We start from the raw sequence: 18,085 nt of genomic DNA, 5'->3' as shown, positions 1-18,085 counted from the left end.
GGTAGAGGCCACGCCTGGAGGTCACGCCCGCCGGTCAAACCCGCGAGCCACACCCGCTGGTCACGCCTGGACGTCACACCGTCAGCATCCGCCGCAGTGCCTCGGCGAACTCCTCGGGCTCCCACGGCTCGACGACGGGACAGCCGCTGACAGAATGGGCGAAATGGCAACACCTCCTGAACCCTCGCCCGATGCCCGAACCGAGCCCTGGCCCGACCCCTGGCCGTACGGCGAGCCCCTGCACCCCGACCTCCTCGCGGCGAAGGCGCTGGTCTACGAACCGAGCGGATTCGTGTGCACGCGACCGGTGCCCGAAGCGGAGAGCGCCGAGTACGGGGCGCATTCCTTCACCGTGGACGGCTCCGCCGTCAGGTTCCGGGTGGCCCGGACCACCCCGACGAAGGCCGGCCAGTTCGTGACGGTGTGGAAGCGGTCCGCGGAGGGCCCGATCCGGCCCTACGACTCCGGGGACCCGGTCGACCTCTTCGTCATCAGCACCCGCGACGCCGACGGCTTCGGGCAGTTCGTGTTCCCCCGTGACGTGCTCTGCGAGCGGGACATCGTGTCGAGGAACGGTTCCGGCGGGAAGCGCGCGTTCCGCGTCTATCCGCCGTGGGTGACGACGCCCAATCGCCAGGCCGGCCGTACGCAGGAGTGGCAGGTGGAGTACTTCCTGCCGGTCCGCGAGGGCGAGGCGGCCGACCCGGTCCGGTGCCGGGCGCTCTACCGCCCGTGACGGCGCCCGCCGGTCAGCGGTAGTCCTCCGGGTGGCCCCGCATCCAGGTGTGGACGCGGTCGCGGGTGCCTCTCCGCCCGGCGGCCCGGCCCGGCCCTGCCCGGCCCTGCCCGGCCCTGCTCGGTCCGGCCCCGCGTCACCCGTCGATCAAGGACTGCAGCGCGGGCGCGTACAGGTCCGCGAGGTGTTCGGGGGTGGCGTCCGCGCCGGCGCCCTCGCGGTGGAGGCTGAGGGTGGCGCCGAGGCCGAGGAGGTGGCCCGCGATCAGCTCTGCGCGCAGGGCGCGTTCGCGGCCGGGGAGGCGGGCGGTGAGGGCGTCGGTGACCTGTTCCTGGAAGCGGTCGCGCAGCAGGGAGCGTTCGTCGCGGTTGCCGAGCGAGAAGACGACGCGCAGCAGCGGGTCGGACTGCAGTTCGCGGCGGCGGCTCACCAGCGTCACCACCATGTGGCGGCCCAGGACACCGCGCGGCGCGTCGAGGAGTTCCGCGGCGGCGGGGCCGAAGTCGGCGACGGTGTTGAAGAGTTCTTCCTTGCGGCCGAAGTGCTTGACCACCAGGGACGGGCTCACTCCGGCGTCGGCCGCGATCCCCCTGATGGTGACCTCGGCGTACGGGCGCTGCGTGAACGCCCGGCGGGCCGCGCGCAGGATCGCGTCCCGGCCGGTGCCCGGATCGGCACCGGGCCGGGCCGGGGCCGGTGCGGTGGCCTGGCCGCTGGTCATGCGCCCTCCTGGATCGGCATCGTCCGCACACCGTCCTTCCGGTCGCCCGGGACGTCGCGGTTCCCTTCGACCGTACCCGTCGCGGGTGTACGGCTGCCCGGCAGGAACAGGGTGACCAGCAGTGCCGCGAGGGCCGCGCCCGCCGCGATCAGGAAGACCAGCTGGTACGCGTGGAGCGTCGGGGCCGTTCTGCCGCCCACCCGGAAGGTGATGTTGGCGAGGACCGCGGCCACCGTCGCGCTGCAGAAGGCCTGTCCGATCGACCGCATCAGTGTGTTGAGGCCGTTGGCCGCGCCCGTCTCGCTCACCGGGACGCCGCGCATGACCAGCGCGGGCAGTGCCGAGTACGCGATGGCCGTGCCCGAGGCGACGACCGTCGCGCCGGCGATGATCAGCCAGAGGTTGTGGCTGGTGAAGTAGCGCACCACGTAACCGGTGGCGATCACCCCGGCCGCCAGCGCCAGGCTGACCTTCGGGCCGTATTTCGCGGAGATCCGCGCCGAGACCGGTGAGAGCGCCACCATCATCACGCCGCCCGGCAGCAGGCAGAGGCCGCTGACGACGAGCGAGGCGCCCAGCCCGTAGCCCGTCTCCTTCGGCTCCTGCACCATCTGCGCGGTGACCAGGGAGTTCGCGTAGAAGGCGAAACCGATCAGCAAGGCGGCGATATTGGTGAACAGCACCGCCGGGCGGGCCGAGACCCGCAGATCGACCATGGGCGACGCCACCCGGAGCTCGTACGCGCCCCAGAAGAGCGCCACGACGACGGCCGCCGCCAGCAGACCGACCGTCCGGGCCGAGGTCCAGCCCCAGTCGGCGCCCTGGGTGACCGCGAGCAGCAGACAGACCAGGGCCCCGGACAGGCCCAGCGCGCCGAGGGCGTCGAAGCGGCCACGGGTGCGCAGCGGCGATTCCGGTACGCACCACAGCACCAGCACGATGTCGATGACGCCGATCGCACCCGAGACCCAGAACATCGTGTGCCAGTCGAAGTTCTCGACGACGAGGGCCGCGACCGGCAGCCCGACCGCCGCGCCGATGCCGAGCGTCGAGCTCATCAGCGCCACGGCGGACAGCACCCGCTCGGGCGGGAGTTCGTCGCGCAGGATGCTCATGCCCAGCGGCAGGACGGCGAGTGCCGCACCCTGCAGGGCGCGGCCGGTGATCAGCACCCCGATGTGGGAACTGACCGCGCACAGGACCGAACCCGCCACCAGCACCATGAGCGAGGCGACGAGCACCCGCCGCTTGCCGTACATGTCACCGACCCGGCCCAGGACGGGCGTGAAGACGGCGCCGGTGAGCAGGGTGACGGTGACCAGCCAGCTCGCGGCGGCCGGGCTCGCGCCGGTGAGGGCCGGGATGTGCGGGAGCAGCGGGACGACGATCGTCTGCATCACCGCGACCACGACACCGCAGAACGCCAGTACACCGACGGCGAAGCGGGGGTGCGGGGCCTCTTCGGGGACGGTGGTCGGGGCAGGCGTCGGGGCAGGTATGTCCGCGGGCATGGCTCTCCGTACGGTGCTCGGCGGCAGGGGCGTCGTGCGGGGCGCGAGGGTGCGGCGCGGGGGTGCACGCATGTTCACCCCCAGGGTAAACGCTTGTGCACCCCCTCGGCGACCGGAATCCCCGGCGTCGCGTTAGCCTCGAAGACCCGGGCTCGGGGCCCGGACAACACGGACGAGAAGGCGAAGGTGGCTGCGATGGCGAAGGTTCCGGCAGCGGCGGTGGCGGCGAGCGGGCTGGTCGGCGGGTACGCCGTGGCGCGGTGGACCAGGAAGCGGCCGCTGGGCGGGGTCGCCCTCGCCGCCGCGGGCACCGTCGCCGCGTACGAGTGGAACCGGCAGGCCGGGCCGCGCGCGGCCGTCGGGCTGACCACGGCGTACGTCGCCGCGTTCGCGGGTTCGCACCCGCTGGCCAAGAAGATCGGCGCCTGGCCCGCCGTCTTCGCCGTGGCGGGCAGCATGGCCGCCGCGTCGTGGGCGGTCACCCGCCGGGCCGCCTGAAGCACGTACGGGCGTACGGGCGTACGGAAAAGGGGCGGGGGCTCCTGGAGACCATCCGGAGCCCCCGCCCCTTTCCGTCCGCTCCGGCCGGGCGCCCCTACGCCCCCAGCGCCCACGACACCGTGTAGATCAGCAGCCCTGCCAGGGCGCCCACCACCGTGCCGTTGATCCGGATGAACTGCAGGTCGCGGCCGATGTGCGCCTCGATCTTCTTCGACGTCTGATCCGCGTCCCAGCTCGCGACCGTGTCACTGATCAGCGAGGTGATCTCCGCGCGGTAGGTCGTGACGACGTAGACCGCCGCGTCCTCCAGCCAGCCGTCCAGCTTCGCCTGGAGCCGGTCGTCCGACGCCAGCCGCGCCCCCAGCGCCATCAGTGAGGCCCGCGCCCGCAGCCGCAGCTCGCTCTGCTCGTCCTCCGCCGCCGCGATGATCATCGTACGTACGGACGACCAGGCCGAGGCGATGACGTCCTGGACCTCGCCGCGCCCCAGGATCTCCGCCTTCAGCCGCTCGACCCGGGCCCGGGTGTCCGAGTCCGTCTGGAGGTCGGCCGCGAAGTCCGTCAGGAACGTGTCGATCGAAGCGCGCGCCGGGTGTCCCGGCATGTCCCGCATCTCCGTGACGAACCGCAGCAGCTCCTTGTAGACCCGCTCGCCCACCCGCTTGTCGACGAACCGCGGCGTCCAGCCGGGGGCCCCGCCCTGCACCGCGTCCATCACCGAATCGCCGTGCAGCACCAGCCAGTCGTGGGCGCGTACGCAGATCAGGTCCACCATCTTGCGGTGGCCCCCGTCGGCGACGATCTTCTCCAGCATCTTGCCGAGACCCGGCCCGATCTCCGCCGCGTTGGCCCGCCGGGTGATCGCCTCACCCACCACGGCCTGCACATCGGAATCCCGCAACACCCTCAGCGCACCGCGCAACGCGGTCGACAGCTCGGCGGTGACCCGGTCCGCGTGGTCCGGCTCGGCCAGCCAGGCACCGAGGCGGCGGCCGACACCGAGCGCGTGGATCCGGCCCCGTACGACATCGCCGGAGAGAAAATTCTCGCCGACGAAGGAACCCAGAGAGGCTCCGAGCTGGTCCTTCTTGGTGGGGATAATGGCGGTGTGCGGGATCGGCAGGCCGAGCGGACGCTTGAACAGCGCCGTGACGGCGAACCAGTCGGCCAGCGCACCCACCATCCCCGCCTCGGCGGCCGCGGCGACGAAGCCCGGCCAGCCGCCCACACCCGCGTTCTTCGCCCAGGTGGCGAGTACGTACACGAGCGCGACCAGCAGAAGGAGGCCCGTGGCCGTGGTCTTCATCCGGCGTACACCGCGCCGCTTCTCCTCGTCGGCCGCGGTGTACGCGAACGAGGCGAGCGGAGCAGGGCGGCCGCCGGGTACGGCACGGGGCGCACCCGCCGCCTGCTCCCCGGCACTCTCCTGCTGCCGCGCACCCGGTTCCCCGGGGCCGGTCCGATCGATCCGTTCCATCCGCTCCACCCGTCCGCGTACGCCTCGCCCCCGGTGTCCCGTACGCATTGTCCTTACCTGACCTACTCCCGGGCCGCACGTCGAGTTCCCGATGCCCTGCCCCATCATGGGACAGTCCGATTGATCACGAGGAGAAACACCGCCCATGCCCAGGCGCCAGGGGTACGCCCTGCTCATCGCCCTCGTGGCGGGCACCGCCGCGCTCGCCGCCGCCGTGGCGTTCGCCGGCTCCCTGCTGTTCTCCGGCTCCGGCACCCGGCCGAAGCAGCTCACCGCACCCGACCCGCGGTCCGTGGCCCGTACGCCCGCCGCCCCCGCCCACTCCACCGGCCTCTGGGCCGCCACCTGGGCGGCGGCACCCGTCGCCGGGGTGGTCGACTCCTACAACGGCAGCGCCCTGAACCGACGCACCATCCGTAACGTCGTACACACCAGCATCGGCGGCGACGCGGCCCGCATCACCCTCTCCAATGTCTTCGGCACCCGTCCGCTGGTCGTGGACCGCGCCACCGTGGCCGGCCGCCCCGTGACCTTCCGGGGCGCCAGCACCGTGACCGTCGCGGCCGGCGGGCAGATCGTCAGCGACCCCGTCGTCGTCCCGGTCGCCGCCGATTCCGACCTCGTGGTCACCCTGCGCACCCCCACCGCCGAGGGGCCCGTCACCATCCACCGGCGCAGCCACCAGACCTCGTACGTGGACACCGCGTGGGGCGCCCGGCGGACCGACGGCTGGCGCTACCTCACCGCCGTCGACGTGCACACCACGACCGCCGCCGGAACCATCGCCGTGATCGGCGACTCGCTCACCGCGGGCACCGGCTCCACCCTCGACACGAACAGCCGCTGGCCCGATGTGCTCGCCGACCGGCTGCGCGGCCGGTACGGGGTGGCCAACGCGGGCATCGCGGGCAACCGCATCCTGCGCGACGGGAGCGGCGTACGGGCGAGCGCCCGCTTCGACCGCGACGCACTGGACGTCGCCGGAGTGAAGACCGTCGTCATCGCGCTCGGCATCAACGACGTGCAGCAGTCCCCGCAGGAGACCGACCCGCAGCGCATCGCGGACGGCCTGCGGTCCATGACGCAGCGCGCCCACGCGCGCGGACTGCGGGTCGTCGGGGCGACACTGATGCCGTACGAGGGATTCCGCACCTGGACACCCGCGCGCGACGACGTACGGGAACGGGTCAATGGGCTGATCCGGGCGGGCGGGATCTTCGACCACGTCATCGACTTCGACGCGGCGGCCCGTGACCCCTACCGCCCGACAAGGCTCCGGACGGCCTACGACAGCGGCGACCATCTCCATCTGAACGACGCCGGCTACCGGCTGCTGGGCTCGCTGGTGGACCTGACGGCGCTGGTGCCCGACCGGCCCGGGTCCGACCAGCTCTGACCTCCGGGGCGCCGGTCAGTCGTCGGACCGGTCCGACGGACCCCGGCCCTTCTCCAGCCGGCCCCGCCCGCGCTCCTGGTCCAGCTCCCGCAGCCGCGCCAGCTCCGCATCCCGCAGCCGCTGCTTCTCCGCCTTGCTCCGCTTGCGCTCCACGCCGACGCCGCCCAGCAGCGCGAGCCCGGTGATCCGCACCCGCGGGGAGTCCGGCGACGGGACCCCGTCGTCCTTCGTCCGCTCCCCGAAGCCGCCCAGGATGCCGATGCCCTTGACCTGGACGTCCAGCTCCGGCGGAACCATCACCTGCATGCCGCCCATGATCGTGAAACAGCGGATGACCACCTCGCGGTCCTCGAAGTTCGCCTCGCGCAGATCGATCTCACCGCCGCCCCACATCGCGAACGCGGTGAACTTCCGGGCCACCGTCCAGTTCCCCCGGCGGCCGAAGCCGCCCCAGATCGCGAACGCGCCACCCGACGTGGCGGGCTTGCCGATCCGGTCCGCCCACCGCCTCTGCGATCCGGTCTGCGCCGGAGCCGCCCCCACCGGGGCCACCGCCGCGCCCGGCGCCGGAAGATCCCGCACCAGCGGCTCCAACTCCCCGTGCGTACGCGCCTTGTACGTCGCGTCGAGCCGCTGCTCGAACTCCTCCATCTCCAGCCGACCCTCGGCGACCGCCTCGCGCAGGGTCTCGGCGACACGCTCACGCTCGGCATCGGAGGCACGCATTTCCGGAAGGTCACTTGTCATACCGCGCAGCCTATTGAACGTCCGCATGGCCGTCACAGTCCTACATGCCGGTGGCGGACTCATACATCTTCGCGATCACGGCCTCGATGTCCGGCTCCCGCACCGACAGGTCGACCAAGGGGTAGTCCGCGGCGATCCGGGCAACCAGCGGAGCGGCCGACTCCGAGGCCGGGAAGGCCAGCCACTGCCGCGGCCCCTCCACCTTCACCGTACGGACCGAGGGCGCCGACTCCAGCCGGATCGGCGGCAGTTGACGCTCCAGGTCGACCACCAGCGTCCGCTCGCTCTCGCCCACCTCATGCAGACCGGCGAGGGCACCGTCGTACATCAGGCGGCCGTGGTCGATCACCATCACCCGCTTGCAGAGCTGCTCGATGTCCGTCAGATCATGGGTCGTGAGCAGCACCGTCGTACCGCGCTCGGCGTTCAGGTCCCGCAGGAACCCACGGACCTTGGACTTGGAGACGACATCCAGCCCGATCGTCGGCTCGTCCAGGTACAGCACCTCGGGATCGTGCAGCAGCGCCGCCGCGATGTCGCCGCGCATCCGCTGACCCAACGACAACTGCCGTACCGGAACGTCCAACAGCTCACCCAGATCGAGGAGTTCGACACAGCGGTCCAGATTCTCCCGGTAGCGCGCGTCGGGAATCCGGTACATCCGGTGCATCAGGCGGTACGAGTCGCGCAGCGGCAGGTCCCACCAGAGGGTGGTGCGCTGGCCGAACACCACACCGATCCGGTGCGCCAGCCTCGTACGCTCCCGGGAAGGATCGATGCCCGCCACCCGCAGCCGGCCGCCGCTCGGGGTGAGGATACCGGTCAGCATCTTGATCGTGGTCGACTTCCCCGCGCCGTTCGGGCCGATGTAACCGACCATCTCGCCGCGCGCGACGCGGAAGCTGATCGAGTCCACCGCCCGCACCTGGCGGCGTTCACTGCGCATGAAACCGGTCTTGCGACGCACGTCGAAGACCTTCTCCACATTGTCGAGTTCGATGAATCCGGTGGGGGTTCCCGCGTCCATGTCCGATGCCCTGCCTCGTTCGATGTTGTGGATCAACTTCCGGTGCTGCGGTACGCGCGCAGGCCCGAGCGCCAGGCCAGACCGGCGAGCAGCCAGCACAGACCCGCCACCACCGGGGGCAGGAACGCCACCCAGTCCGGCAGCCCCAGCGGGTACTCCCGGCCCAGCACGTACAGCGCGGGCAGCCAGTTCGCGAAGGCCAGCGGCACCACGAACGTCACGCCGCGCACCAGGTCCTTCGCGAAGACCGACGGCGGGTACTGGAGCAGTGTGTTCCCCCCGTACGTGAAGGAGTTCTGCACCTGGGCGGCGTCCTGCGCGACGAACTGGAACGCTCCCCCGGCCACGAACAGCGCCCCGAAGATCGCCGCCCCGCTCAGCAGCATCATCGGCACCATCGCCACCTTCAGCGGCGTCCATCCGATGTCCAGCGTCACCAGCGCGTACCCCAGCACCAACAGCCCCTGGAGCACCCGACCCAGCCTGCGCAACGCGAACCGGTCCGCCGCCACCTGGGCGAGCACCGGGGCCGGCCGCACCAGCAGGGTGTCCAGCGTGCCGTCGCGCACCCGCCGGCCCAGCCGGTCCATCGAGCCCAGCACCAGGTCGGCGAGGCCGAACGCGGTGCCCGACACCCCGTACAGCAGAGCGATCTCGGGCAGTGTGTAGCCGCCCAACTCGTCCACGTGCGAGAACATCAGCAGGATCGTGACGAAGTCGAAGGCGGTCGCCGCGAAGTTCCCGAACGCCGTCATGGCGAACGAGGCACGGTACGCCATCGTCGAGCGCAGCCACATCATCACGATCAGCCCGTACGCCCGGACCCCCTCGACGAGCCTCGACCGTTCGGCGAACACCGCCTCGGGCCAGTCCGCGGGCCGGCCACCGGGCGCGTCCGCCGCCCCGGCCACCTCCACCGCACCGGTCGTGTCAGCCACCCTGGACCACCACCCTCCTCGTCGCCACCGACTGCACCATCCGCCCCACCAGCAGCAGCGCCAGCGCCCAGCCCGCCTGGAAGGCGTACGCCCGCACCAGCTCCCACCCCGGGTACTTGCCGAGGAACACATCGGCCGGCACCTGGAGCAACGACGACCACGGCAGCGCCCGCGCAACGTCTCCCAGCACCCCGGGGAACAGCGTCAGCGGGAGCAGCATCCCGGAGAAGAACATCCCGGCCAGCCAGGCCATCTGCGCCGTCCCCGCCCCGTCCAGCAGCCAGAACGCGGAGAGCGCCACCAGATAGCGGATCGCGAAACTCACCACGACGCCGAGCGCCACCGAGACGAGGAAGGCCACCCACACCCCCGGCGACGACGGCAGCGCCAGATCGAAGGCAAGCGATCCCACCAGCATCGGCACGATGCCGCGCCCCAACAGATGGAACGCGGCACGTCCCAGATCGCCTGCGAGCCACCACAGTTGGAGATCCGCGGGCCGGTAGAGATCGACCGCGATGTCGCCGGTGCGGATCCGCTCGATCAGCTCGTCCTCGAAGCCGCCGCCCATCATGGAACAGGTCATCAGCAGCGCCTGCCCCAGCCAGACGTAGCTGAGCGCCTGGGACATGTCGTAGCCGCCGAGCTGCGGGCGCTCGTCCCACAACGCCACGTAGGTGTACGCCAGGATGAACCCGAAGACGGTATTGGTGAACACTCCCGCCGCCGTGGCGGTCCGGTAGGTGGCGTAGCGCCGGAACCCTCCCGCCGCCACCACCGCGTATAACCGCACCGCATGCACCCCCTCGCCAGGTGCCCAACGGCTTTGGACACCAAAGCGCACGACCCTAGTTCAACGGGACGGCCGCCGCGACCGCTTTTCGGGGGCGATTCGGGGTCGATCCGGTGCTTATTCCGCAGAAAAGGGCACTATGGGGGAACTGACCGCGGCCGAGGAGTCTGCACGGACATGAGCGACGAGCCACAGCAGCCGAGCGGGGAACACGAACCCCGGGGCTGGGCCCCGAGGGACCCTGCTGCCCCCGGCGCCGCCGGGGCGCCCGGCGGTACGGGCGGCGAGGACGGGGCGTCCGGCGGTACGGGCGGCAAGGACGGGGCGTCCGGCGGTACGGGCAACGGGAGCGGCAAGGCGAAGAAACCCAAGCGCCCCAAGCGCACCGGATGGCGCCGCGCCGTCCCCACCTGGCGGATGGTCCTCGGCGCCGTCCTCCTCGTCGCCGCGCTCCTGATCGGCGGCTTCATCGCCGGATACGAACTCGTCGACATCCCGGCCGCCAACACCAGCGCCACCGCACAGTCCAACGTCTACCTCTACAAGGACGGCAGCGTCCTCGCCCGCTCCGGCGAGGTCAACCGGGAGAACGTCAAGCTGGCCCAGGTGCCGCTGACCGTCCAGCACGCCGTCCTCGCCGCGGAGGACCGCGACTTCTACTCCGAACGGGCCGTCGACCTCAAGGCCATGGCCCGTGCCGCCTTCAACACGCTCACCGGCAAGGGCAAGCAGGGCGGCTCGACGATCACCCAGCAGTACGTCAAGAACTACTACCTCGGCCAGGAACAGACCGTCATCCGCAAGATCAAGGAGTTCTTCATCGCGGTCAAGCTCAACCGCGAGGAGTCCAAGGACCAGATCTTCGAGGGCTACCTCAACACCAGCTACTTCGGCCGCAACGCCTACGGCATCCAGGCCGCCGCCCAGGCCTACTACTCCAAGGACATCGGCGACATCACCACCGCCGAGGGCGCCTACCTCGCCTCCCTGCTCAACGCCCCCAGCGCGTACGACGTCGTCGTCCACCCCGAGAACAAGGCCGCGGCCCTCGGACGGTGGAACTACGTGCTCGACGGCATGGTCAAGGAGAAGTGGCTCGGCGCCGGCGAACGCGCCGCGATGAAGTTCCCCGTACCCGGCAAGGTCAAGCCGTCCACCGGGCTCTCCGGACAGCGCGGCTACCTCGTCCAGGCCGTCGAGGACTACCTCACCGGCAACGACGTCATCGACGAGAACACCCTCGCCACCGGCGGCTACCGCATCACCACCACCCTGGAGAAGAAGAAGCAGGACGCCCTCGTCAAGGCCGTCGACGACAACGTCATGTCCCAGACCAGCCCCGACCGCAAGGCCGACCGCAACGTCCGCGTCGGCGGCGCCTCCATCGACCCCGGCACCGGCCGGGTCGTCGCCATGTACGGCGGCATCGACTACACCAAGCAGTACGTGAACAACGCGACCCGCCGCGACTACCAGGTCGGCTCCACCTTCAAGCCCTTCGTCTTCACCTCCGCCGTCGCCAACGGCTCCACCACCCAGGACGGCCGGCTCATCACCCCCAACACCCTCTACGACGGCACCAACAAACGCATGGTCCAGGGCCCCCACGGACCCACCGGATACGCCCCCGCCAACGAGGACGACATCGACTACGGGCCCATCACCGTCTCCACCGCCACCGACAAGTCCGTCAACGCCGTCTACGCCCAGATGGCCGAGGACGTCGGCCCGGACAAGGTCAAGCAGACCGCCATCGGCCTCGGCCTCCCGAAGAACACCCCCGACCTCACCGCCACCCCGTCCATCGCACTCGGCGTCTCCACCGCCAGCGTCCTGGACATGACCGAGGCGTACGCCACCCTCGCCAACCACGGCCGGCACCGCGCTTACACCCTCGTCGACCGGATCAGCAAGAACGGCGAGGACCTCACACTCCCCGACAGCGGGCACACCCAACAGGCGGTCAGCCGCGAAGCCGCCGACACCACGACCGCGATCCTCCAGAGCGTCGTCGAGGGCGGCACCGGCACCGCCGCCCAGGGCGCGGGACGCCCCGCCGCGGGCAAGACCGGCACCGCCGAGGAGGACAGGGCCGCCTGGTTCGCCGGCTACACCCCCGACCTCACCACCGTCATCGCCGTCATGGGCCAGGACCCCGAGACCGGCGTACAGAAACCGCTGTACGGAGCACTCGGGCTCGCCCGCATCAACGGCGGCGGCGCACCCGCCCAGACCTGGGCCCAGTACACCGAGGCCGCCCTGCGCTCCACCACGGCCACGGACTTCGACCTCCAACTCGAAAGCGGCGCCGAGGAACCCGCCCCGCCCACCGGAGAGGAATCCAGTCCCGAGAACACCGGAACACCTTCCGAAACCACTTCCAGCACCCCGCCCAGCAGCCCCGGAAGCACCCCGCCCGGCAGCCCGTCGCCCCCCACAAGCAGCGCACCGGCCACCGGCGGCACGGAGACCGGCGGCACGGAGACCGGCAGCCCGGCCGGCGGCACGGCGGACCACGGCGGCGCCCAGAACGGCGGCGGTGACAACGGCGACCCCCGCGGCGGCGACAACGGCGGGGGCGCGGGCGGGAACGACATCGGCGGGGACGGCAACGCGCTCCTCCCCGGCACCCGGGGCACCCCGGCGGCCCCGCGTCAGTGACCCGAGGTCGCCTTCAGCCCCACGACGGCGACCAGCAGCAGACAGACGAAGAAGATCCGGGCGGCGGTCACCGGCTCGTTGAGCACCACCATGCCCAGAATCGCCGCACCGGCCGCACCGATACCGACCCACACGCCGTACGCCGTACCGATCGGCAGCGTCTTGGCCGCATGGGACAGCATCACCATGCTCGCCACGATCCCGAGGCCGGTGAACACACTCGGCCACAGCCGGGTGAACCCCTCGGTGTACTTCATCCCGATCGACCAGGCCACTTCCAGCAGACCGGCGACAACGAGCAGAACCCAGGCCATGACGGCACCTCCGACGAGACAGAACATGCGAACAACACGGGTGCGTCGTCTTTTCGAAGCCCGGTACGGCGCGTCTCGTCGGGGTCACCCCACCGTAGCAAAGAACATGCAAAAGGCCTGGTGACACCGGTCACCAGGCCCCACTCGCAACTGCTGCCGCCTACAGATACAGCCCGGTCGAATCCACCGAGCCCTCGAACCGGTCCGCCGCCACCGCATGCAGGTCGCGCTCGCGCATCAGCACGTACGCCACACCGCGCACCTCGACCTCCGCACGGTCCTCGGGGTCGTACAGCACCCGGTCGCCCGGCTCCACCGTCCGCACGTTCTGACCCACCGCGACCACCACGGCCCAGGCCAGCCGGCGACCGACCGCGGCCGTCGCCGGAATCAGGATGCCGCCGCCGGAACGCCGCTCGCCCTCGGGCGTATCGGACCGGACCAGCACGCGGTCGTGCAGCATGCGGATGGGCAGTTTGTCGTCGGTGTTCTCGCTCACGCCACGCAACCTACCTGCCCACCACGGCCACGCACCCCTCCGGGGTGCACGGGCCGCGCTATCAGCTCTTCCGGCGCCGCTTCGACGCCACGACCAGACCCACGACACCCACCGCGAGCAGCGCCGCCGGAATCACCCGCTCCAGCCGCGGGGCCCCGTCCTCGGACACGAACTGTGCCTTCACGTCCGACACCGCCCGGTTCACCGCGACGAAAGCCCGCCCGGCCGTCCGGTCCACGGCCTCGGCAGCCTTGGCCTTCACATCACCCATGATCGTATCCGGGTGCACCCGCACCCCGATCTCATCGAGCACCACCGCAAGCTGCTCGCGCCTGCTGATGATGTCCGCCTCGATCTGCGCAGGGGTCCTGGCATCCGACACTGCGCCGCCTCCGTGGTCCTCGTCCGGTAAACCTTCATCGACAGTCTGTCAGCTCGGCCGCCCGCGCACCCGGCGGCACCCCTATTACGCTCGGTCCCGTACACCCCACGTGCCACCTGAGGAGAACCATGAGCGAGCGACTCCAGCCCGGCGACACCGCCCCCGCCTTCGCCCTCCCCGACGCCGACGGCAACGAGATCTCGCTCGCCGACCACAAGGGCCGCAAGGTCATCGTCTACTTCTACCCGGCCGCCCTCACCCCCGGCTGCACCAAGCAGGCCTGCGACTTCACCGACAACCTGGAGCTGCTCACCGGTGCCGGATACGACGTCATCGGCGTCTCCCCCGACAAGCCCGAGAAGCTCGCCAAGTTCCGCGAGCAGGAAAACCTCAAGGTCACCCTGGTCGGCGACCCGTCCAAGGAGACCCTTGAGGCATACGGCGCCTTCGGCGAGAAGAAGCTCTATGGCAAAACGGTGACGGGCGTCATCCGCTCCACGATCGTCGTGGACGAGGAGGGCAAGGTCGAGCGCGCCCTCTACAACGTCAAGGCCACCGGCCACGTCGCCAAGATCATCAAGGACCTGGGCATCTGAGCCGACCGTCTCCCGGCCCCCGGAATGCCCTGTGCCGCTTCGGCCTCGACCGAAGCGGCACAGGGCATTCCACATCTTGTCGGATATCGGACGTGACACTCCGATAAATAGCTCGTTGATCCGTACGAGGCCACGAACACGCGGCCGGATACGGAGGGGAACGTGGCGGTTCGATACACCCGCGAGTTACTCGAAGAGGCGGCGCGGGAGACCACGAACGCGAACGATGCGGTCCGCTGGTGCGGGGGAACACCGACGCCGGGGAGCCGGAGCTATCTGCGCCAGAAGATGGCGCAGGCAGGCGTAGACACATCCCATTTCACGACAGGGCGGATCCGCCATCAGGAAACGCGGCTGCGCGAGGTGGTCGCCGAGTCCGCCAGCATGACTGATGTCCTCCGACGCCTGGGCATCAGCCCGGTTGGAGGCAACCACACTCACATCAGCCGCCGAATCGCAGCACTGGGCATCGACACATCGCATTTCTCTACGCCCCCGCGCCGCCCAAAAGGCCCACGCGGCAATCTGCTCACTCTGAAGTCGCCACTGGATGGAAGGACTCCCGGCGACCGGCTCCGCCGGGAACTCATCCGCATCGGGGTGCCGGAACACTGCGCATCGTGTGGCACAGGCACCGAGTGGAACAACAAGCCGCTGCGGCTTGAGGTAGACCACATGAATGGCGACTGGTGGGACAATCGTCCGGACAACCTGCGACTACTGTGCCCCAACTGCCATGCGGTGACGGACACTTACCGTGGACGCAAGCGGCGGGCAACGATTTGAACAGGCCGCGGTACACACCCGAGCTACTTGCCCGGGCGGCAGCTGCGGCGACAAGCCTTGTCGATCTCATGCGTCGACTCGACGCCCCTCTCGCCAGCGGACCTCGCCGGTACCTCCGCATCAGACTGGCGCACTACGACATCGACACGTCGCACTTCATGGATGAGCCGTTACCTCCTCAGCCAGCCCGTTCGTACACCAGAGAGCGCCTGCAGGAGGCAGCAGCCAACTCACACAGCATCCGCGAGATGCTTGAGTTCATGGGCGTCGTGCCGTATGACAGCCTCTACTCCCACATCAGCCGAAAGCTTGAGAAGTTCGGCATAGATACCGCACATTTCACCGGCCCCCGCCGCCGCCAGGGCGACCGGCTCTGCTTCCCTCGCGAAGAGATCACTCGGGCCGTCGCAGAATCACTCAGCATGGCCGGGGTGATGCGCGTGCTCGGGAAGCATCCCTCCGGTGGCGCAGGAAGAGCAAAGGCCCAGCGAAGCATTGCGGTGTACGAGCTGTCGACAGCCCATTTCGTGGGACAAGGACACAACGCAGGCCGCTCTCCCTCCACCCGCCGCTCGGCGCAGGACATCCTGCAACGACTCCCTGCCGGGGCACCGAGGACAAAGACGGCCCTGCTGCGACGAGCACTCGACGAGACCGGGGCACCGCAAGCCTGTGGCGAATGCGGTCTGGGAGGAGTGTGGCAGGGCAAGCGCCTCGTCCTGGAGATCGACCACATCAATGGCGATCGGCTCGACAACCGCCGCGAGAACCTGCGCTACCTGTGCCCGTCCTGCCACAGCCAAACCCCAAGCTTCTCCAATCGCTCCCACCGGCTCCGCGTAGCACGGTAACCTTGGCTTCGTTCTGCGCCCGTACGCCAACTGGTGAGCGGCGACTTTTAGGTAGTCGTGTTTGTGTCGGTTCGAGTCCGACCGGGCGCACCGAATAGCCGAGCACGCCCGGCCCTCTCAACAAGGGGCCGGGCGTTGCCGCGTCACCCCACCAGCTCCCGCACCACCGGCACCAGTGCCCGGAACGCCTTGCCCCGGTGGCTGATCGCGTTCTTCTCCGCCGGGGTCAGTTCCGCGCAGGTGCGGGTGTCGCCCTCGGGCTGGAGGATCGGGTCGTAGCCGAAGCCGTTCGTGCCGGACGGGGTGTGGCGCAGAGTGCCCGTCAGGCGGCCCTCGACCACGCGTTCCGTGCCGTCGGGCAGGGCGAGGGCGGCCGCGCAGGCGAAGTGGGCGCCGCGGTGGGGCGCGTCGATGTCGGAGAGCTGGGCCAGGAGCAGGTCCAGGTTGGCCTTGTCGTCGCCGTGGGTGCCGGCCCAGCGGGCGGAGAAGATGCCGGGGGCGCCGCCGAGCACGTCCACGCAGAGGCCGGAGTCGTCGGCGACGGCGGGGAGGCCGGTGGCCTTGGCGAGGGCGTGGGCCTTGAGCAGGGCGTTCTCGGCGAAGGTGACGCCGGTCTCCTTGACGTCGGGGACGTGGGGGTACGCGTCCGCGCCGACGAGCTCATGGGTGAGGCCGGCGTCGGCGAGGATCGCGTGGAGTTCGGTGATCTTCCCGGCGTTGCGGGTGGCGAGGATGAGGCGGGTCATGTCACCCAGTATCGGGGGTGGTCAGGGGGTGCAGACCTTGCCGATCTCCGCGGCGGCGTCGGTGACCGGGGTGATGTCGGGGGTGGCGTCGCCCTTGTCGATGGAGTCGCGGACGTTGCCGACGCCGGCCTGGAGCTCGTCGACGGCCTTGCCGAGGTCGGCGTTGTCGGTCTTGTCGCCGAGTTCGCCGAGTGACTTCTGGATGTCGTCGAGGGCTTCGGAGGCCTGGGTGGGGTCGCTGGTGGCATTGGAGACGGCCTGCTGGAGGTTGTCGACGCTGGTGGCGATGGCATCGGCGGTGCGGACGCAGTCCATTGCCTTGTCGACGGCGCCGCAGCCGGACGCGGCGGTGAGAGCGAGGGCGGTCAGGGTCAGCGCGACGGTGATGCGGCGATGGCGGGCGGCCTTGGCCATGGTGCGGTTCCTCCCCGGATGCGGATACGCGGACGGGCGCACGGTTCGACCCGTGCGCCCATGTTCGTAACGACGCGCTGTGGTGCGTACTTGGTTGCTTCTTTACTCGCCGAGGGTGTGGGCGAGGGCCTCGTGCTGGATGGCGGTCAGGTCCACGCAGCCGGCCGTGGCGAGGTCGAGGAGGGCGCCCAGTTCCTTGCGGTCGAAGGGGGTGGCCTCGGCGGTGCCCTGGACCTCGACGAAGCGGCCGTCGCCGGTGCAGACGACGTTCATGTCGGTCTCGGCGCGGACGTCCTCCTCGTAGCAGAGGTCGAGGAGGGGGGTGCCGTCGACGATGCCGACGCTGATCGCGGAGACGGTGTCGGTCAGCGGCTTGCGGCCGTGCTTGACGATCTTCTTGTGCTGGGCCCAGGTGACGGCGTCGGCGAGGGCGACGTAGGCGCCGGTGATGGCGGCGGTGCGGGTGCCGCCGTCGGCCTGGAGGACGTCGCAGTCCAGGACGATGGTGTTCTCGCCGAGGGCCTTGTAGTCGATGACGGCGCGCAGGGAGCGGCCGATGAGGCGGCTGATCTCGTGGGTGCGGCCGCCGATCTTGCCGCGTACGGATTCGCGGTCGCCGCGGGTGTTGGTGGAGCGGGGGAGCATGGAGTATTCGGCGGTGACCCAGCCTTCGCCGCTGCCCTTGCGCCAGCGCGGGACGCCTTCGGTGACGGAGGCGGTGCAGAAGACCTTGGTGTCGCCGAAGGAGATGAGTACGGAGCCTTCGGCGTGCTTGCTCCATCCGCGTTCGATGGTGACGGGGCGGAGCTGTTCGGGGGTGCGGCCGTCGATACGAGACATGGCGTCGACTTTATCGGGTGCGGGCGTGGCGTCCGTTCGGGTGCGGGGCGGTCCCGGTCCGCACCCGTCCGGGTGCGGCACAGGCCCCGTCCGGGTGGGCGGGGCCTGTACGGTGCCGAGCGGTCGGCTCAGCGGGTGGTCCGGCGGCC

Annotated in this window: 20 protein-coding genes, 1 tRNA gene and 1 riboswitch; of the genes, 8 read left to right on the top strand and 13 right to left on the bottom strand. The window is 70.4% G+C overall.

What is annotated here, in order from left to right:
• The first annotated feature begins 163 nt into the window (after positions 1-163).
• Positions 164-736 carry a MepB family protein gene (locus OG611_RS12775; RefSeq protein WP_266418741.1) on the top strand — a complete coding sequence of 191 codons (573 nt, stop codon included), beginning with the start codon at positions 164-166 and terminating at the stop codon, positions 734-736.
• Between the two features lie 136 nt (positions 737-872).
• Here the strand turns inward: OG611_RS12775 and OG611_RS12770 are convergent, their stop codons facing one another.
• Both OG611_RS12770 and OG611_RS12765 read right to left on the bottom strand, forming a co-directional pair.
• A complete protein-coding gene (locus tag OG611_RS12770) occupies positions 873-1,457 on the bottom strand; it encodes a TetR/AcrR family transcriptional regulator (protein ID WP_266418740.1) in 585 nt (194 codons plus the stop codon).
• A complete protein-coding gene (locus OG611_RS12765; protein WP_266425815.1) occupies positions 1,454-2,968 on the bottom strand; it encodes an MFS transporter in 1,515 nt (504 codons plus the stop codon). The genes OG611_RS12770 and OG611_RS12765 overlap by 4 nt, the downstream gene beginning before the upstream one ends.
• A 195-nt stretch (positions 2,969-3,163) precedes the next feature.
• Here OG611_RS12765 and OG611_RS12760 point away from each other — a divergent pair, with 195 nt between their 5' ends.
• On the top strand, positions 3,164-3,466 hold the full coding sequence (locus OG611_RS12760) for a hypothetical protein (RefSeq protein ID WP_266418739.1): 303 nt from the start codon (positions 3,164-3,166) through the stop codon (positions 3,464-3,466).
• A 97-nt stretch (positions 3,467-3,563) separates the two neighbouring features.
• On the opposite strand, the gene OG611_RS12755 is transcribed toward OG611_RS12760, so the two are convergent.
• Positions 3,564-4,994 (bottom strand): DUF445 domain-containing protein, encoded by a 1,431-nt coding sequence (locus OG611_RS12755; RefSeq protein WP_266418738.1) that lies wholly within the window; start codon positions 4,992-4,994, stop codon positions 3,564-3,566.
• A gap of 97 nt (positions 4,995-5,091) precedes the next feature.
• On the opposite strand from OG611_RS12755, the gene OG611_RS12750 reads away from it, so the two are divergent.
• Complete coding sequence (locus OG611_RS12750; RefSeq protein WP_266418737.1) at positions 5,092-6,342, top strand: SGNH/GDSL hydrolase family protein; 1,251 nt, start codon at positions 5,092-5,094, stop codon at positions 6,340-6,342.
• Positions 6,343-6,357: 15 nt separating this feature from the next.
• Here the strand turns inward: OG611_RS12750 and OG611_RS12745 are convergent, their stop codons facing one another.
• The 4 genes from OG611_RS12745 to OG611_RS12730 form a co-directional block, all read right to left on the bottom strand.
• A complete protein-coding gene (locus OG611_RS12745) occupies positions 6,358-7,068 on the bottom strand; it encodes a DUF1707 domain-containing protein (RefSeq protein WP_266418736.1) in 711 nt (236 codons plus the stop codon).
• Between the two features lie 61 nt (positions 7,069-7,129).
• Positions 7,130-8,116, bottom strand: coding sequence for an ATP-binding cassette domain-containing protein (locus OG611_RS12740; RefSeq protein ID WP_266418734.1), 987 nt, complete (start codon positions 8,114-8,116; stop codon positions 7,130-7,132).
• A gap of 32 nt (positions 8,117-8,148) precedes the next feature.
• Positions 8,149-9,054, bottom strand: coding sequence for an ABC transporter permease (locus OG611_RS12735; RefSeq protein WP_266418732.1), 906 nt, complete (start codon positions 9,052-9,054; stop codon positions 8,149-8,151).
• Complete coding sequence (locus OG611_RS12730; protein ID WP_266418730.1) at positions 9,047-9,847, bottom strand: ABC-2 family transporter protein; 801 nt, start codon at positions 9,845-9,847, stop codon at positions 9,047-9,049. Before OG611_RS12730 ends, OG611_RS12735 begins: the two co-directional genes overlap by 8 nt.
• A 177-nt stretch (positions 9,848-10,024) precedes the next feature.
• Here OG611_RS12730 and OG611_RS12725 point away from each other — a divergent pair, with 177 nt between their 5' ends.
• On the top strand, positions 10,025-12,508 hold the full coding sequence (locus OG611_RS12725; RefSeq protein WP_266418728.1) for a transglycosylase domain-containing protein: 2,484 nt from the start codon (positions 10,025-10,027) through the stop codon (positions 12,506-12,508).
• On the opposite strand, the gene OG611_RS12720 is transcribed toward OG611_RS12725, so the two are convergent.
• The 3 genes from OG611_RS12720 to OG611_RS12710 form a co-directional block, all read right to left on the bottom strand.
• Positions 12,502-12,822 carry a multidrug efflux SMR transporter gene (locus OG611_RS12720; protein ID WP_266418726.1) on the bottom strand — a complete coding sequence of 107 codons (321 nt, stop codon included), beginning with the start codon at positions 12,820-12,822 and terminating at the stop codon, positions 12,502-12,504. The genes OG611_RS12725 and OG611_RS12720 overlap by 7 nt on opposite strands.
• A gap of 39 nt (positions 12,823-12,861) precedes the next feature.
• A riboswitch (guanidine-III (ykkC-III) riboswitch) is annotated at positions 12,862-12,926 on the bottom strand.
• A gap of 56 nt (positions 12,927-12,982) precedes the next feature.
• Positions 12,983-13,321: a co-chaperone GroES gene (locus OG611_RS12715; RefSeq protein WP_030923137.1), complete on the bottom strand. Its 339-nt coding sequence runs from the start codon at positions 13,319-13,321 to the stop codon at positions 12,983-12,985.
• A 61-nt stretch (positions 13,322-13,382) separates the two neighbouring features.
• A complete protein-coding gene (locus OG611_RS12710) occupies positions 13,383-13,703 on the bottom strand; it encodes a DUF3618 domain-containing protein (protein WP_266418723.1) in 321 nt (106 codons plus the stop codon).
• A 128-nt stretch (positions 13,704-13,831) separates the two neighbouring features.
• Between OG611_RS12710 and bcp the strand changes: the two genes are divergently transcribed.
• The 4 genes from bcp (at position 13,832) to OG611_RS12690 (ending at position 16,026) form a co-directional block, all read left to right on the top strand.
• Positions 13,832-14,299 carry a thioredoxin-dependent thiol peroxidase gene (gene bcp, locus OG611_RS12705; protein WP_266418721.1) on the top strand — a complete coding sequence of 156 codons (468 nt, stop codon included), beginning with the start codon at positions 13,832-13,834 and terminating at the stop codon, positions 14,297-14,299.
• A 162-nt stretch (positions 14,300-14,461) separates the two neighbouring features.
• Positions 14,462-15,085, top strand: a complete 624-nt coding sequence (locus OG611_RS12700) for an HNH endonuclease (protein ID WP_266418719.1) — start codon at positions 14,462-14,464, stop codon at positions 15,083-15,085.
• Between the two features lie 248 nt (positions 15,086-15,333).
• Positions 15,334-15,936 carry an HNH endonuclease signature motif containing protein gene (locus OG611_RS12695; RefSeq protein ID WP_323180168.1) on the top strand — a complete coding sequence of 201 codons (603 nt, stop codon included), beginning with the start codon at positions 15,334-15,336 and terminating at the stop codon, positions 15,934-15,936.
• 15 nt (positions 15,937-15,951) lie between these two features.
• Positions 15,952-16,026 (top strand) — tRNA-Leu (locus OG611_RS12690).
• A 53-nt stretch (positions 16,027-16,079) separates the two neighbouring features.
• Here OG611_RS12690 and rdgB read toward each other — a convergent pair.
• From rdgB to rph, 3 genes are all read right to left on the bottom strand, one after another.
• Positions 16,080-16,682 (bottom strand): RdgB/HAM1 family non-canonical purine NTP pyrophosphatase, encoded by a 603-nt coding sequence (rdgB, locus tag OG611_RS12685; RefSeq protein WP_266418715.1) that lies wholly within the window; start codon positions 16,680-16,682, stop codon positions 16,080-16,082.
• 21 nt (positions 16,683-16,703) lie between these two features.
• Positions 16,704-17,096 (bottom strand): hypothetical protein, encoded by a 393-nt coding sequence (locus OG611_RS12680; RefSeq protein WP_266418713.1) that lies wholly within the window; start codon positions 17,094-17,096, stop codon positions 16,704-16,706.
• A 102-nt stretch (positions 17,097-17,198) separates the two neighbouring features.
• The gene (gene rph, locus OG611_RS12675) at positions 17,199-17,936 is read right to left on the bottom strand and encodes a ribonuclease PH (RefSeq protein ID WP_266418711.1); all 738 of its coding nucleotides are present in this window, start codon (positions 17,934-17,936) and stop codon (positions 17,199-17,201) included.
• Positions 17,937-18,085 lie beyond the last annotated feature (149 nt).

Source organism: Streptomyces sp. NBC_01363, assembly GCF_026340595.1.
Classification (GTDB): Bacteria; Actinomycetota; Actinomycetes; order Streptomycetales; family Streptomycetaceae; genus Streptomyces.
This window is presented reverse-complemented; position numbering and strand designations above follow the sequence as displayed.

What these genes read in the sequence shown, in the direction of transcription:
- OG611_RS12775 (WP_266418741.1), top strand. Translation starts at nt 164, where the DNA reads ATGGCAACACCTCCTGAACCCTCGCCCGATGCCCGAACCGAGCCCTGG.
- OG611_RS12770 (WP_266418740.1), bottom strand. Translation starts at nt 1,457, where the DNA reads ATGACCAGCGGCCAGGCCACCGCACCGGCCCCGGCCCGGCCCGGTGCC.
- OG611_RS12765 (WP_266425815.1), bottom strand. Translation starts at nt 2,968, where the DNA reads ATGCCCGCGGACATACCTGCCCCGACGCCTGCCCCGACCACCGTCCCC.
- OG611_RS12760 (WP_266418739.1), top strand. Translation starts at nt 3,164, where the DNA reads ATGGCGAAGGTTCCGGCAGCGGCGGTGGCGGCGAGCGGGCTGGTCGGC.
- OG611_RS12755 (WP_266418738.1), bottom strand. Translation starts at nt 4,994, where the DNA reads ATGCGTACGGGACACCGGGGGCGAGGCGTACGCGGACGGGTGGAGCGG.
- OG611_RS12750 (WP_266418737.1), top strand. Translation starts at nt 5,092, where the DNA reads ATGCCCAGGCGCCAGGGGTACGCCCTGCTCATCGCCCTCGTGGCGGGC.
- OG611_RS12745 (WP_266418736.1), bottom strand. Translation starts at nt 7,068, where the DNA reads ATGCGTGCCTCCGATGCCGAGCGTGAGCGTGTCGCCGAGACCCTGCGC.
- OG611_RS12740 (WP_266418734.1), bottom strand. Translation starts at nt 8,116, where the DNA reads ATGGACGCGGGAACCCCCACCGGATTCATCGAACTCGACAATGTGGAG.
- OG611_RS12725 (WP_266418728.1), top strand. Translation starts at nt 10,025, where the DNA reads ATGAGCGACGAGCCACAGCAGCCGAGCGGGGAACACGAACCCCGGGGC.
- OG611_RS12720 (WP_266418726.1), bottom strand. Translation starts at nt 12,822, where the DNA reads ATGGCCTGGGTTCTGCTCGTTGTCGCCGGTCTGCTGGAAGTGGCCTGG.
- bcp (WP_266418721.1), top strand. Translation starts at nt 13,832, where the DNA reads ATGAGCGAGCGACTCCAGCCCGGCGACACCGCCCCCGCCTTCGCCCTC.
- OG611_RS12695 (WP_323180168.1), top strand. Translation starts at nt 15,334, where the DNA reads ATGCTTGAGTTCATGGGCGTCGTGCCGTATGACAGCCTCTACTCCCAC.
- rdgB (WP_266418715.1), bottom strand. Translation starts at nt 16,682, where the DNA reads ATGACCCGCCTCATCCTCGCCACCCGCAACGCCGGGAAGATCACCGAA.
- OG611_RS12680 (WP_266418713.1), bottom strand. Translation starts at nt 17,096, where the DNA reads ATGGCCAAGGCCGCCCGCCATCGCCGCATCACCGTCGCGCTGACCCTG.
- rph (WP_266418711.1), bottom strand. Translation starts at nt 17,936, where the DNA reads ATGTCTCGTATCGACGGCCGCACCCCCGAACAGCTCCGCCCCGTCACC.